The organism is Niallia circulans, from assembly GCF_003726095.1.
GTDB classification, from domain to species: Bacteria; Bacillota; Bacilli; order Bacillales; family Cytobacillaceae; genus Niallia; species Niallia circulans_A.
Window position 1 is genome coordinate 2,019,771 of the sequence record NZ_CP026031.1, and the last position, 14,132, is coordinate 2,033,902.

Below are 14,132 nucleotides of genomic sequence, written 5' to 3' on the forward strand. Positions count from 1 at the left end.
CGGGTTTTTTATTCATTTTTTTAGAAAGAGGTTTGTAAGTTTCATCTTATAAGCTTTTTTTATATTTTAAAGAGGAAATAAATAATCATGATTGCTTGGATAATTCCTTTTGTTACTACACTGCTTAGGAAGCCTATTAATGAACCTACTCCTATTTTCAGGGCATTCTTCCAATTTGTCTTACTAACCACGAGTTCAGCTAGGACCGCCCCAATAAATGGGCCAAGAAGAATTCCTACCACAGGAATAACAAAAGGACCTATAAGTAACCCTATTGTACTTCCCCAGATACCAGCCTTTGACCCTCCAAATTTCTTTACTCCAATCCAATTGGATACGGAATCGGCAAAGAATAATAAGATTACAAACATACCTTGGATAATCCAAAAAAGGATACTAAGTTCTTCGAATGAAAAGAACAGACCATATAAAAGATAACCGGCTAATATAAAGATCACGCTTGGAATGATTGGATAAATCAGTCCAATAAACGCAATAATGAATAATATACTGATAATTGTCCAATAAATAATATCCATAACGATCCTCTTTTCTTCTTATTTATCTATTATGTTACCCATTCATCTTGTTTACCACACTTTTTTCTGCAAATCAAATGCTCGGACTTGTATCTATCGGTTGTAAAAAGATACAATAGGGATGAAACTTTTGAAGGATGTGTAAGAATGAATATTTTTAAGCAGTTTTATCGAAGCCTCTATTCTCCAAAAGATATAGCAAGCTTCCGTTTTCAAGGTATCGGAAAAACCATTATTTATTTGTTGCTTTTGACGATTATTGCCTCACTACCTAATCTATATTATTTAAATAAGGGAATAAATGAAGCAATACATACGTTTAGTGTAACCATGGAGGACGAAGTACCTTCTTTTACAATAAGTGATAATATCCTACATACAGATAATGATGAAGAACCTACTATTATTGAAAAACCGGATTTAACAATCATTGTTGATTCCTCAGGAACTTATGATCACGCGAAGGTTAGTTCCTACGGCAATACAGTAGCCCTTTTAAAGAATGAATTCGTAATAGTAACTTCTGGACAAGCTCAAACATTTGCATATTCCTCATTCGGTAACTTTACCATGACAAGTGAGGAGCTCATTGACTTTATCCAAGGCATGGATTCATTATCCTATGTGTTTATCATTATATTAGTTGTTATTTACATTCTGTTCATGCTTCTCTATAAAGTCTTACAAACTCTTGTGCTTGCTATGTTTGGAAGCTTTTTCGCGAGAATATTCGGCAAAGGATTGACTTATGCACAGTGCTGGAAAATCACTGTCTACAGTATCACTATTCCAGTAATTTTCTTTGCTATTATGGATTGTTTACAGACAGTTGTTCCTAATGGATACTTATTAAATTGGTTTATTAGTTTATTCCTTGTCTGCTTAGCTATTAAAGAAATACAAACAGAAAAGCCACTACAACCTTAAAAAATAGGCTAGGTATTTTAGAAAAAAAGCCAAACAATCACGAACGCTTTGTGCAATTGTTTGGCTTTTTTATTTATAAAGGATATTGTCTCTCTTAAGCTACGAACGGGATTAGTCGTCTGATCATTTAATTTATTCGCTCCCATCCTTAGGAGCTTTTTGTTCTTCCATCTTAATATTCTCTTCTAAGGCTGCTACTAACGTTGTTAATCTTGCACTTATCTCTGCATTTACCTGAATACTCTCTTGCTGTATGTCTCCTATTCTTTTCATTTCATCAGAACTAGCAAGTGTTTGTTGACTAATCGATGTAACATGGAGTGTACTATGTTCCATTTTAGGAAAAAAGGCTTGAAGTTCATTTAATAAATAATGATTTTCCTTTAGTCCCGTATTGACAAGAGAAATTCCTTGCAATAACTGATTAATGGAAACTGTTGCTTTTTGAACTAAACCCTCACTTTTCGTAAAGTTCATTTGAATATCTTCTAAATCAGATGATGACTTTTGAATAATTAGATCCATATCGAGTGTGAAGGATTTAATATCTTCAGCGGATTTAGATGATAAAATAGCTAGTTTTTTCACTTCATTTGCTACTACAGCAAATCCCTTTCCTTGGCTGCCTGCTCGAGCCGCTTCTAATGTGGCATTCAAAGCTAAAAGCTTAGTTTGTTCAGCCAAACCTTTAATATCTTCTACCACCTTTTTAATCGATAATGCATGGTTATTTAAAAGATCATTATTGCTATATATCACTTTCACTTTGTCTTGTAGCATATGTTGGCTGGCAAACAAATTATTCATATTTTCTTCACCATGAATAGCAGCGAGATTCATTGCTTCCGTATGATCCTTTATTTTCTGGCTGCTTTTTTCAATTTGCTCGCTTAATGCCTTCATTTCTTGAAAAACACTAATATTATGTTCGGAACTAATAGCTGTTTGCTCAGCTCCATTTTTCACCGTATTTATCATTTCCGTGAGGCTTTTTCCACTTCCAATCATCTGCACAGCTTCAGTATGTAATATATCATTTGTTTTGGATAAATGAGCGCTTGTTGCTTGCATCTCAGATAGGACAAGCTTTAACCGCTTAATCAATAAATTGTAACTGTTTATAAGCGAATTTATTTCTGGTATTGAGGTTTTAATGGATGTTACCTCATTTAAATGACCATTTCTGGCAATCCTCATGATTTCCCGTAATTTCAATAAGGGACTTACCATCGTTTTGACAAAAAAACGAATAACCATTGCTATAATAATAATACTCAATGCCGAAAACAGTAGTAGACTATTTTTTAATTGCTTTACATTATGCAAATATTCTTCTTGCGGTACAACTAATAAATATATCCCCTTCAATTCTTGGATTTGCTGAAAAGCAACGGTATATGTTTTTCCATTCCATTTCGTTTCCAATACTCCTGACTCTAAATCATGTATCTTCTGAATGAAGGAATTCTCCCACGTAAAATCAGACGTTTGACTTACTTTAAAAGGCTTAACCTCCTTTTCTGTGAGTACAAAAAAAGAGGCATTTAAACCTTCTTGAGCAAAACTAGCATCTTGATCTCTAATTATTTGTTCCATTTTTGTTTGGAACTTTTCTTCCTGGCCAACATACATTAACATTGTATTTTGCGCCATTACGTAAATAGTATTTGCCTCTTTTTCTAATCTTTCATGCATCATCTTAATCATCATTTTAGTAGAACTGTTAATAGAAATAAATGTCAAGATTAAAATTGTAATAATAAATAACGGTAAAATAAACAGAAATAACCGATTTTGAATAGAAAGCTTTTCCTTTTCTTTTTTCCTGTCCTTGGTTTTATTCATCTACTTGTCCCCCCTACTCAAACATTTTCACAAATATTTGTTAAGAACATGTAAAAGCAAAGTAATTTAATGTTAATTTTTATGACTTTTTACCTATATCCACCTTCCTAGCATTTTCATTGGTCTAATCGATAGTGGACAAGCATATAATTTCCTATAATCAGTTTAGGGGGATTTACGATGAAAAGGTTTTTTATTACCTTTGTTGTTCTAGTTACCATATATGTCATTTATATTGATTTAAACGAAGGCACACTCTCCTCCCGAAAAGAACAAGAACCGACAATAGAAACACAGGGCACACCTCAAGATTCGGCCTCATCCTTTGAGCAAAAAGTAAAATCTGGTGACACCGTTCTCTCAATTGTTGAACAATATTCGACTGGCGGTTTATCCGTAAGTCTTGAGACAGTAGTGAACGACTTTCAAAAATTAAATAATGGACTAAAACCGGAAGATATTCAAATTGGCAAAACCTATCTCTTTCCGATTTATAAATAGCATAAAAGAGAACTTCCAAAAATAATCTAATTTGAGGAAGTTTTTTGTTTTAATCAACAAGTTAGTTATCCCCATCCTTGAGGTGCTCCCAGTAAAAAGCTAAGCATTTTTTAGCAAGTTTCTTGTCAATTTCAATGTTTCATTGATACAATAGGTAAGGATATCAAGATTTAAATAAAAAGCTAATTATTTTGGCTTGTCCAATATAAAAGGAGCGAATCACCATTGAGTGAAATTATACATCGTACAAAAACCCGACCAATAAAAGTAGGTAATATCACTATTGGGGGAAGTAATGAATTATTTATCCAAAGTATGACCACAACTAAAACACATGATGTGGAAGCTACTGTAGCCCAAATTAAACGCTTAGAAGAAGCTGGCTGTCAAGTCGTGCGCGTAGCATGTCCAGATGAACGTGCGGCAAATGCTATCAGTGAAATTAAAAAGCAAATAAATATACCACTAGTAGTGGATATCCATTTCGATTATCGTTTAGCTTTAAAAGCAATTGAAGGCGGAGCAGATAAAATCCGAATTAATCCGGGCAACATTGGGAAAAGAGAAAAAGTGGAAGCTGTTGTAAAAGCGGCAAAAGCGAAAGGAATTCCTATTCGAATTGGGGTTAATGCCGGATCGTTAGAAAAGAAAATCTTGGAGAAGTACGGATATCCAACAGCAGATGGCATGGTTGAAAGTGCCCTGCATCATATCAAAATATTAGAAGACCTTGATTTTCATGATATCATTGTTTCCATGAAAGCTTCTGATGTTAATTTAGCAATAGAAGCATATGAAAAGGCTGCAAAGGCTTTTGACTATCCACTACATTTAGGAATAACAGAATCTGGTACGTTATTTGCTGGTACTGTAAAGAGTGCGGCTGGGTTAGGAGCTATTTTAAGCAAAGGCATCGGTAACACTTTACGTATTTCCTTAAGTGCTGATCCAGTTGAGGAAGTAAAAGTCGCTAGAGAACTGTTAAAGTCATTTGGACTTTCCTCTAATGCTGCAACATTAATTTCATGCCCAACATGCGGCCGTATTGAAATTGATCTTATCAGTATTGCAAACGAAGTAGAGGATTATATCTCTACTATAAAGGCACCTATTAAAGTAGCTGTGCTAGGCTGTGCAGTAAATGGACCAGGAGAAGCAAGAGAAGCCGATATCGGAATTGCTGGAGCTCGTGGAGAAGGCCTACTTTTCCGTAAAGGCAAAATAGTCCGCAAGGTTCCAGAAGATACGATGGTCGAAGAATTAAAGAAAGAAATCGATGCAATTGCAGCGGAATACTTTGCAAAAAAAGCTGCAGAAGAAAAAGAGATGGATACTATCAGTGTCCAGCCATAAATTTAAGAAAATCTAACCTCAAATAAGAGGTTAGATTTTTTAATTGCCTTTTCTTGTTAAAAGAATGGAGCAATAAAAATTCCAATGATAATGGAGATAGCACCTAATGCAATAGCCCATGTTCCTAGTGAACTTGCTCCTTTGCTTCTTGCGACGAATCCTAATACTATCCCAACAATCCCTAAAATGATAGGCATTACAAATAAAGAGAGGATAGAAATAACTATCGCCGTAATACCAATCCCTTTACCGCCTACTACTCCCCTGTCTCCCTCCGCATCAGAAGTGACTGGGCGTGTACCAGTAGAAGTCATCGGAGGTGTAGCATTATAAGTCATTGGAGGTGTTATTTCTGCTGATGTTTCTTCCAAATAATCAACAGGTGATTCAGTTCGCTCTCTATCCTGAAAATCGTGACCATATCCTTCATTGCTATTTTGATCTGCCATGATAATCCCTCGCTTTCTTTCATAGGAGCATTTATTATCATCACCAAGTTTTTGATTCGTATGTCTGTTAAAGTTTTACATGATTTCTTCCTTCCTTCTTTCCCTTATCCCTATAATTTGGTAAGCTAGAAAAGAACAACGTGGAAAAGGAGCACAAAATGAAGAAATTGCGTTTTGGAATCGATATTGATGGAACAGTAACCAGCCCAGCTGCATTTATTCCTTTTTTAAATGAGAGCTTTCAATTAAATATTACGCTAGAGGATGTTGTACAGTACGAATTTTACCCTCTTGTAAATGTATCTAATGAGGAATTCGACAAATGGTTTATCGAGAACGAGGCAAGAATTTATACAGCCTCTCCTCTTGCCGAGGGTGCAAATGTTGTTCTCCAAGAATGGGCTGAACAACATGAACTTATCTTTATTAGTGCTAGAGGCGAAGGAATGCTTGAATTGACAAAAGAATGGTTTCTTAATCAAGGTATCAGTTTTAACCATATCGAGTTAATTGGTTCCCATCATAAAATAGCGGCCGCCAAAAAAAATAAGGTCGATATTTTCTTTGAAGATAAGCATGATAATGCAGTGATGCTTCATGAAGAATTAGGGATACCGGTTATTCTTTTTGACACACCTTACAATAGAAAACCAATTCCTAACGGCGTTAAACGCGTAACCTCCTGGAGTGAAGCAAAAAAATGGGTAGATGAATGGGCTAATTCTTCTGTGAAATAACCCCTTCATTTCGTTGCAAAGATACTAAAAACCTCTAAAAAACGAAGCGATATCTATGATATGCTTCGTTTTTTAGTTTCTACACTCTGGGCATTTCCCGTAAATTTCAAATTTATGACCAGATACATCGTATCCTTTCAAGCTTTCTGATAACTCTTCCATTGGACAAGTAATAATTTCTTTTGTTTTTCCACAATCTAAACAAATAAAATGATGATGGTGGTGTTGGTGCGAACAAGTAAACCGAAAATGCTTCTCTCCGTTTAATTCCGTCATTTCAAAAATTTCCAACTCTTCAAATAACGATAAATTTCGATATATAGTATCAAAACTAAGACCCGGATAATCATCCTTTAGCGATTCCAGAACATCCTTAGCTGTTAAATATTTATTCTCATTAGAAAATAGTGCTAATATATCTTCTCTTTTATCGGTATGTTTATATCCTTTTTCCTTCAGAATATCAAGTGCAGTTTGTACATTCATTTCTCCACCTCATTTCTTACACTTTTTATAAAATACTTACATGGAATAATGAGGAAAGAAAACATAATATTGATAAATATTTAATTCCCCAATATATAAATATAAATCTATAGTAATCATTACGATTTATTCACAATAAATGATTCAAAATCAGTATACAAGAACGATTGATTGTTGTAAAGATATCTCATTCAGATAAGTTTGCCAAAGAAATCAAAAAAGTTAGCACATTTTTGTTATTCCCCTCATATGTTAGAATGGGGAGTGATGACATGAAAATTTTTGAAAACATAATCAATCATAAAATTAACAACATAACCTCTACTGAATTATTGAAATACAGCAAGCAATTCAAAATTAAAATTACAAATGAAGAAGCAGTAAAGCTTGCTAATCACCTTAACGGCCGAAAAGTGAATATTTTTAAGCCTAATGAACGTGCGCAATTAATTAGAGAGGTAGCTAAATTAACAAGTCCTGCGACAGCAAAAGAACTAAATGATTTATTTAATTTATTTGCCGAACAGTAATCTACTTAACGGAAATAAAAAACGCTCAAATGAGCGTTTTTTTAACTTTCTAGGATTTCTTGCAATAAGTTTTCATTAAAGGTTTTCTTTTTAATCATTTCAATTTCATGTTTATATGGCGCTTTTTTGTTTGTTTTATCGATACCAACATACGGTGTTTCCAATATCTTTGGAACATCCGCTAACTCTGAATGATGAACAATTTTCATTAATGCATCAAAGCCAATTTGCCCGTACCCAATATTCTCATGCCTATCTTTTCTTGCACCAACGATATTTTTGCTATCATTAATATGCAATACCTTTAATTTATCTATTCCAACGATTCGATTAAATTCCTCTAATACCCCATCGAAATCCTCGACAATATTATAACCAGCATCATGTGTATGACATGTATCAAAGCATACAGATAATTTATCATTATGTGTAACGCCTTCCATAATCATCGCTAGTTCTTCAAATGTACGGCCGCATTCAGAGCCCTTTCCAGCCATTGTTTCAAGAGCTATCTGTAAGTTTTCATTTCCTGTTAGTACTTCATTCAAGCCTTCAATAATCTTTTTAATCCCTACATCCGCACCAGCACCTACATGTGCACCGGGATGTAACACGATTTGTTTTGCTCCTAACGCTTCTGTTCTCTCAATTTCACTGCGTAAGAAATTTACACCCAATTCAAAGGTTGCCGGGTTTGTAGTATTGGCAATATTAATAATGTACGGTGCATGTACAATAATATCATCAATTCCATTTTGCTCCATATGAAGTTGCCCTGCAGCAATATTTAAATCTTCTATTTTCTTTCTTCTCGTGTTTTGGGGTGCACCTGTATAGACCATGAAAGTATTTGCCCCATAGGAAGCAGCTTCTTCACTCGCCCCTAATAACATTTTTTTTCCGCTCATTGATACATGTGAACCTATTTTCAGCAATTCAATCTCTCCTCTTCACCTATTTTCTTCTACTCTTAATACGCTTTTCTCTCTTTTTAATTGTTTCTACTTGCTGCTGCATTTTCTTCTTGTAGCCCGGTTTCACTTTTTTCGGTTTTTTGACAAGAGATTTAGCCTTTAAATCAATTTCATCTACTTGTTTTTTGCGGTTTTTACGACGATTGCGATCATCTAATTCAATCCACTCACCTTTTTTTAGATCCATATGCTTAAATTCAACGCCTAGTTTTTCTAATTGATTAAGTTTATCCTCATCGGAAGGCTCATAAATCGTTAATGCAATGCCTGAATATCCAGCTCTGGCCGTTCTACCAACACGGTGTACATAAAAATCTAAGTCTGACGGAAGCTCATAGTTGATAACATGACTGATTCCTTTAATATCTATTCCTCTTGCTGCTAGGTCTGTTGCCACAATATATTGAAACTCTAAATCAAGAATTTGCTTCATTACTTTTTTACGTTCGCGAGGTGTTAAGCCACCATGAATTCTAGCAACTTTAAGACCTTTACTTGATAATCCATTTGCAACTTCATCACACATTTGTTTTGTATTCGTAAATACAATAGCAAGATAAGGATTAAAGCTTACTAATGCCTCATATACCGTTGTAATTTTATCTCGATGTCTCGAAGGAATTAATACGTGTTCAATTTTTGCTGCCGTTAACTGCTTTGGCTCAATATGAATAAAGGTTGGATTTTCTAAATATTTCTTTAAGAAAGGTTTTAATTTCTCAGGTATTGTTGCTGAGAACACAAACATACTTAAATCTTTAGGCATTTTTGCAGCAATTTGATCCACATCTTCAATAAAGCCCATATCTAGCATCAGATCTGCCTCATCGACAATAAGGATTTTTGCTGTATGCACAAATAATGCCTGCTCGTTGACAAGATCATTAATTCTTCCTGGCGTTCCAACAACAATTTGTGGCTGTGTTTTTAATTTTTCAATCGAACGTTGTTTATCCGTTCCCCCAATAAATAATCGCGAAGAAATCGGCTGGGCGGAATGCTTCGTAATTTTCTGTATTTCTTGGTGGATTTGATTAGCCAATTCTCTTGTCGGCGCTGTAATAACTGCTTGTACTGCTTGCTTTTCCGGATTGATTTTTTCAATGATCGGCAATACATAAGAATGCGTTTTGCCTGTTCCTGTTTGCGACTGACCAATAGCGCTTTCCCCTTTTAAGACAAGCGGAATGACTTTCTGCTGAATTTCCGTTGGCTCATAAAAACCTAATTCATCAATTGCATCTATAATAAATGGTTTTAATTCATATTGGTTAAATAGATTATTACTCATATAAAAACTCCTTATTAGCCAGATAAATGAGTGTGCACAGATTTGACATTTACCTATAGCTCTTTTGTCCATCATTTAATTATAATAAAAAATCGCTTAAAAGGCTATAACGTGCGCCCTTTTTATTTTTACCAATGTATTTTACTCTATTTCTAGCTTTTATCTTTCTTTTGCTAGCTATCCAAATTTTCTGTTAAAACCTAAACATATTAGTATCAACTGCATATTCTATAAAGTAGTATAAGTGAAAGGAGGCGTTTTAAATATGATGCCACCAAGACAGCGTGGACCGTTTCAAGGACCGCCAATGGGCGGAAGAATGCCAGGAATGCGAGGTCCTTCAAATTTTCCTGGCGGTCCGATGGGGAGAGGTGCAATGCCAAGCAGAGGAAATGGCGGAGGCGGTGGACTCTTATCAAGGTTACTTGGAGGAGGCAATAATACTGCTGGGGCAGCTACGAATGCTGGAGCAAGAAGTGCCGCTTCTGGAGGCGGTGGATTGCTAAAAACGTTAACTAACCCTTCCTCCATTAATGGATTTTTGGCTAATTCTCAAAAATTCCTTAATACAGCAAGCCAAATCGGTCCCATGATTAACCAATATGGACCAATGGTGAAAAACATCCCTGCGATATGGAAAATGTATAGAGGACTAACAAGTTCAAACAAGGAGACAGAAGAGACAGAAGTTACGGAGCAAAAAACTAGTAAGGAAATAAATGACAAAACCACTAGCAAACCACAAACAAAGAAAAAAGTTAAAAAAACAGAAACAGATCATCATGATTTTGAAACAGAATCATTCTCAGAAAACCCATCTGGTGCCTCAAAACCCAAACTTTATGTATAAATTCAACTGGCCTTAACTAGCAAAAACCTTCAGTATATTAAATTGGATCGGTTTTTGCTTCTATTGGTCAGTATTTTTTTTATCCTTTTTGGCTAACTTATTTTCCAGACACTTATGCTTTGTAAACCTCTCTTATGTTATATATAATAAACATGTTATATTATAAAGGAAATAATAGTATCTATAACTTAATATATTTGTTATATAGTAGGATCATGCAGGAGGAATCGGAGAATGAAAGTTATTAAAATTGCACCACGAGGTTATTGCTACGGTGTTGTTGATGCTATGGTAATTGCTCGAAATGCTGCTTTAGATAAAACATTACCTCGCCCCATCTACATTTTGGGGATGATTGTTCATAATAAACATGTAACAGATGCCTTTGAAGAGGAAGGTATTATCACATTAGACGGACAAAATAGAAAAGAAATATTAGACAAAGTTGATTCGGGAACAATCATTTTCACTGCCCATGGTGTATCACCAGAAGTCCGCAGAATAGCAAAAGAAAAAGGGTTAGTAACATTGGATGCAACCTGTCCAGATGTAACCAAAACTCATGATTTAATTAGCGAAAAGGTTAAAGAAGGTTATTACATCATTTATATTGGAAAAAAAGGCCATCCTGAACCAGAAGGAGCTGTTGGTGTTGCTCCACACGCCGTCTCCCTAGTAGAAACACTTGAGGATCTTAGCGGCTTGGAAATTAACCATGAAAAAATCCTCGTTACCAACCAAACAACGATGAGTCAATGGGATGTAGCTGATTTAATGGAAAGCATTAAAGAAAAATTCCCACAAGCTGAATTTCATAAAGAAATCTGCTTAGCAACTCAAGTTAGACAAGAAGCTGTTGCTAAACAAGCAGGTGAAGCGGATGTATTAATTGTTGTTGGCGATCCTAAGAGTAATAACTCAAATCGATTAGCACAAGTTTCCGAAGAAATTGCCCATACTACTGCTTATCGTATAGCAGACATCTCAGAACTCAAGCTAGAATGGTTGAAAGGAGCAAGCAGTGTTGCAGTGACTGCTGGTGCATCCACTCCAACTCCTATTACGAAAGAGGTAATAAATTTTCTAGACCAATACGATCCAGAAGACGAGAATACATGGCAATTTGAAAAGAAAGTTCCATTAAATAAGATTTTGCCAAAAGTTAAGGCGAAATAATGTATAGAACAAGCACTCTCTTCTTTAAATGGAGTGCTTGTTTTTATTTTGGTACATTCTCTCTTTATGAACGCTTGTTTTCTTCCTTCACTGGTAATTTCGGCGTTCACCCCTTTTATGAACACCACATTGCTCTCTTCCCTCTCCATTTTCGGCGTTCATTCCTTTCATGAACGCCACTTTGCTCTCTTCTCTCTCCAATTTCGGCGTTCATCCCTTTTATGAACACCACTTTGTCCTCTTCCCTCTCCAATTTCGGCGTTCATTCCTTTCATGAACGCCACTTTGCTCTCTTCTCTCTCCAATTTCGGCGTTCATCCCTTTTATGAACACCACTTTGCTCTCTTCTCTCTCCAATTTCGGCGTTCATCCCTTTTATGAACACCACTTTGTCCTCTTCCCTCTCCAATTTCGGCGTTCATTCCTTTTATGAACACGCTTTACTCTCTTCTCTTTCCAATTTCAGCTTTCATCCCTTTCAGGAACACCGCTTTACTCTTTTCTCTCTCTAACTTCGGCGTTCACTCCTTTTTCAGCGTACCACCTTAAAAAACGCCCCTTTTATACTTTCTTTACAAAGAAAAAAGCAGACACTCCCTTGGTCTGCACTCCAAAAGTTTGTCCGCTTTTTACCTTAAATCTAGATTATACAAATGTAAAAGGATCGGTGTGAGTTACAGAAGGGAAAATTTCCACCTCATAGCCTTTCTCCTCACACATTCTCTTTAAAACCTTTGTTACACCATTCTTCATCACTTTTTCAACATTGTGTCCAGGATCAATAATATTTAGTCCCACTGCTTGGGCATCATGGGCAACATGATAATACATATCCCCTGTAATATAGACATCTGCCCCTTTCATTAAGGCATGGGAATAATACTTATTGCCATCGCCTCCTAATACGGCTACTTTTTTAACTGGAGAATCTAAATTCCCCACTACACGCACTCTGTCCACTTCAAGAACCTTTTTGACATGGTCAGCAAACTTTCCCAATGTTGTCTCTTCTACTCTTCCAATACGCCCTAATCCTAACTGCTCACCTTTTATCTTTAAATCATAAATATCATAAGCTACTTCTTCATAAGGATGGGCCTTTACCATTGCTTTTACTATTTTCTTTTCTTTCGAAGCAAGATAAACCGATTCTATCTTGACTTCTTCTACTTGCTCCAGCTTATTAACGCTACCTATGTAGGGAACGGCTCCTTCTAATGGTTGAAATTCTCCAATTCCTTCCGTCGAAAAAACACAGTGACTATAATTCCCTATTGATCCTGCTCCGGCATCGCCAATCGACTTTTTCACTTGTTCAACATGTTCTTTCGGCACATATACTACTAATTTCTTTAATTTATCTTCATAAGTAGGAACTAAAACTTCAGCATCCTGTATACCTAAAGCATCACTTAAAAGGTCATTTACCCCACCTTTTGCAACATCAAGATTCGTATGAGCAGCATATACAGTAATATCATTCTTAATTAATTTATGCATTAATTTTCCTGATGGATTGTCCATTGTTATTTTGGAAAGAGAGCGAAAAATAGGAGGATGATGTGCAATGATTAAATCCACCTTTTTTGATATTGCTTCTTCCACTACCTCATCGAGAACGTCTAGAGCAATCATAACGCGTTTAACTGGTCTACTTAAGTCTCCCACCTGCAGCCCGATTTTATCGCCTTCCATTGCATACACTTTAGGGGAAAATTGTTCAAATAAAGATATTATTTCATAGCCATTAATATTCTTCATCGTTTATCACCTCATCCACTAATTTTATCTTATGCTGCAGTTCTGTCCGTTTCTGCGTATTTTCCACAGAATCTGGTGCAGATTCCAACTGTGTAAGAATTCTTTGCCAGTTCTTTTTCTCAAGCTCCCATTTTTTAACGAATGCTGCATCTTTTTCTTTCATTAAAAATGGTCCAAATAATAGGGCACTTTCTTCGTTTAAAGATGGAGATTCCCCTTTTTCCGCTACTAGAACTTCGTATATTTTCCCATCCTCTTCTAAAATTTCTTCTGCCACTAAAGTCCAGTTATTTTTTAATAGCCACTCGCGAATAGAAAATGCACTAATATTGGGCTGAAGGACCAACCTCTGTACCGAATGCAATTTTTCTTTTCCATTTTCCAAAATAGATGCAATCAATGTCCCGCCCATTCCTGCAATGGTAATACAATCTACTTCATTTCCTTCGATTACTTCTAAACCATTTCCTTTTCGTACAGATATTTTCGAAGTTAATCCTTCTTGTTTTACTTGCTTAACCGCTGATTGATAAGGTCCTTCCACCACCTCACCTGCAATGGCAGACTGAACCTCTTTTCTTTTTATCATATAACATGGCAAGTAAGCATGATCTGAACCAATATCAGCAAATTTCGAATTTCTAGGTATGTATTTAGCAACGGTTTCTAATCGTTTTGATAATCTATCTGTATTCATTATATCCCCCACATTT

15 protein-coding genes are annotated in these 14,132 nt (G+C 35.6%); 7 read left to right on the forward strand and 8 right to left on the reverse strand.

What is annotated here, in order from left to right:
- Positions 1-59: 59 nt before the first annotated feature.
- A complete protein-coding gene (locus C2I06_RS09840; RefSeq protein ID WP_095333866.1) occupies positions 60-539 on the reverse strand; it encodes a DUF456 domain-containing protein in 480 nt (159 codons plus the stop codon).
- Between the two features lie 147 nt (positions 540-686).
- Here C2I06_RS09840 and C2I06_RS09845 point away from each other — a divergent pair, with 147 nt between their 5' ends.
- The gene (locus tag C2I06_RS09845) at positions 687-1,466 is read left to right on the forward strand and encodes a DUF1189 domain-containing protein (protein WP_095333865.1); all 780 of its coding nucleotides are present in this window, start codon (positions 687-689) and stop codon (positions 1,464-1,466) included.
- A 132-nt stretch (positions 1,467-1,598) separates the two neighbouring features.
- On the opposite strand, the gene C2I06_RS09850 is transcribed toward C2I06_RS09845, so the two are convergent.
- A complete protein-coding gene (locus C2I06_RS09850; RefSeq protein ID WP_123257987.1) occupies positions 1,599-3,311 on the reverse strand; it encodes a methyl-accepting chemotaxis protein in 1,713 nt (570 codons plus the stop codon).
- A gap of 180 nt (positions 3,312-3,491) precedes the next feature.
- On the opposite strand from C2I06_RS09850, the gene C2I06_RS09855 reads away from it, so the two are divergent.
- Positions 3,492-3,812, forward strand: a complete 321-nt coding sequence (locus tag C2I06_RS09855; protein ID WP_095333861.1) for a LysM peptidoglycan-binding domain-containing protein — start codon at positions 3,492-3,494, stop codon at positions 3,810-3,812.
- Positions 3,813-4,046: 234 nt separating this feature from the next.
- Complete coding sequence (gene ispG / locus C2I06_RS09860) at positions 4,047-5,165, forward strand: flavodoxin-dependent (E)-4-hydroxy-3-methylbut-2-enyl-diphosphate synthase (RefSeq protein ID WP_171510336.1); 1,119 nt, start codon at positions 4,047-4,049, stop codon at positions 5,163-5,165.
- A gap of 56 nt (positions 5,166-5,221) precedes the next feature.
- On the opposite strand, the gene C2I06_RS09865 is transcribed toward ispG, so the two are convergent.
- Complete coding sequence (locus C2I06_RS09865) at positions 5,222-5,614, reverse strand: DUF4190 domain-containing protein (RefSeq protein WP_095333860.1); 393 nt, start codon at positions 5,612-5,614, stop codon at positions 5,222-5,224.
- 158 nt (positions 5,615-5,772) lie between these two features.
- Here C2I06_RS09865 and C2I06_RS09870 point away from each other — a divergent pair, with 158 nt between their 5' ends.
- On the forward strand, positions 5,773-6,351 hold the full coding sequence (locus C2I06_RS09870) for a hypothetical protein (RefSeq protein WP_095333858.1): 579 nt from the start codon (positions 5,773-5,775) through the stop codon (positions 6,349-6,351).
- A 72-nt stretch (positions 6,352-6,423) separates the two neighbouring features.
- On the opposite strand, the gene zur is transcribed toward C2I06_RS09870, so the two are convergent.
- Positions 6,424-6,837: a zinc uptake transcriptional repressor Zur gene (zur, locus tag C2I06_RS09875; protein WP_095333856.1), complete on the reverse strand. Its 414-nt coding sequence runs from the start codon at positions 6,835-6,837 to the stop codon at positions 6,424-6,426.
- A 272-nt stretch (positions 6,838-7,109) separates the two neighbouring features.
- Between zur and C2I06_RS09880 the strand changes: the two genes are divergently transcribed.
- Positions 7,110-7,367: a DUF2624 family protein gene (locus tag C2I06_RS09880; protein ID WP_016202998.1), complete on the forward strand. Its 258-nt coding sequence runs from the start codon at positions 7,110-7,112 to the stop codon at positions 7,365-7,367.
- A 41-nt stretch (positions 7,368-7,408) separates the two neighbouring features.
- On the opposite strand, the gene C2I06_RS09885 is transcribed toward C2I06_RS09880, so the two are convergent.
- Positions 7,409-8,302: a deoxyribonuclease IV gene (locus C2I06_RS09885; protein WP_095333854.1), complete on the reverse strand. Its 894-nt coding sequence runs from the start codon at positions 8,300-8,302 to the stop codon at positions 7,409-7,411.
- Positions 8,303-8,321: 19 nt separating this feature from the next.
- Complete coding sequence (locus C2I06_RS09890) at positions 8,322-9,632, reverse strand: DEAD/DEAH box helicase (RefSeq protein WP_123257988.1); 1,311 nt, start codon at positions 9,630-9,632, stop codon at positions 8,322-8,324.
- 265 nt (positions 9,633-9,897) lie between these two features.
- On the opposite strand from C2I06_RS09890, the gene vrrA reads away from it, so the two are divergent.
- Positions 9,898-10,482: a VrrA/YqfQ family protein gene (vrrA, locus tag C2I06_RS09895; protein WP_235850356.1), complete on the forward strand. Its 585-nt coding sequence runs from the start codon at positions 9,898-9,900 to the stop codon at positions 10,480-10,482.
- Positions 10,483-10,716: 234 nt separating this feature from the next.
- Positions 10,717-11,658, forward strand: coding sequence for a 4-hydroxy-3-methylbut-2-enyl diphosphate reductase (locus tag C2I06_RS09900; RefSeq protein WP_095333850.1), 942 nt, complete (start codon positions 10,717-10,719; stop codon positions 11,656-11,658).
- Positions 11,659-12,303: 645 nt separating this feature from the next.
- Here the strand turns inward: C2I06_RS09900 and C2I06_RS09905 are convergent.
- Together C2I06_RS09905 and C2I06_RS09910 are read right to left on the reverse strand one after the other, a co-directional pair.
- A complete protein-coding gene (locus tag C2I06_RS09905) occupies positions 12,304-13,419 on the reverse strand; it encodes a Nif3-like dinuclear metal center hexameric protein (RefSeq protein ID WP_095333848.1) in 1,116 nt (371 codons plus the stop codon).
- Positions 13,406-14,116, reverse strand: coding sequence for a tRNA (adenine(22)-N(1))-methyltransferase (locus C2I06_RS09910; protein ID WP_095333846.1), 711 nt, complete (start codon positions 14,114-14,116; stop codon positions 13,406-13,408). Before C2I06_RS09910 ends, C2I06_RS09905 begins: the two co-directional genes overlap by 14 nt.
- Between the last annotated feature and the right edge of the window lie 16 nt (positions 14,117-14,132).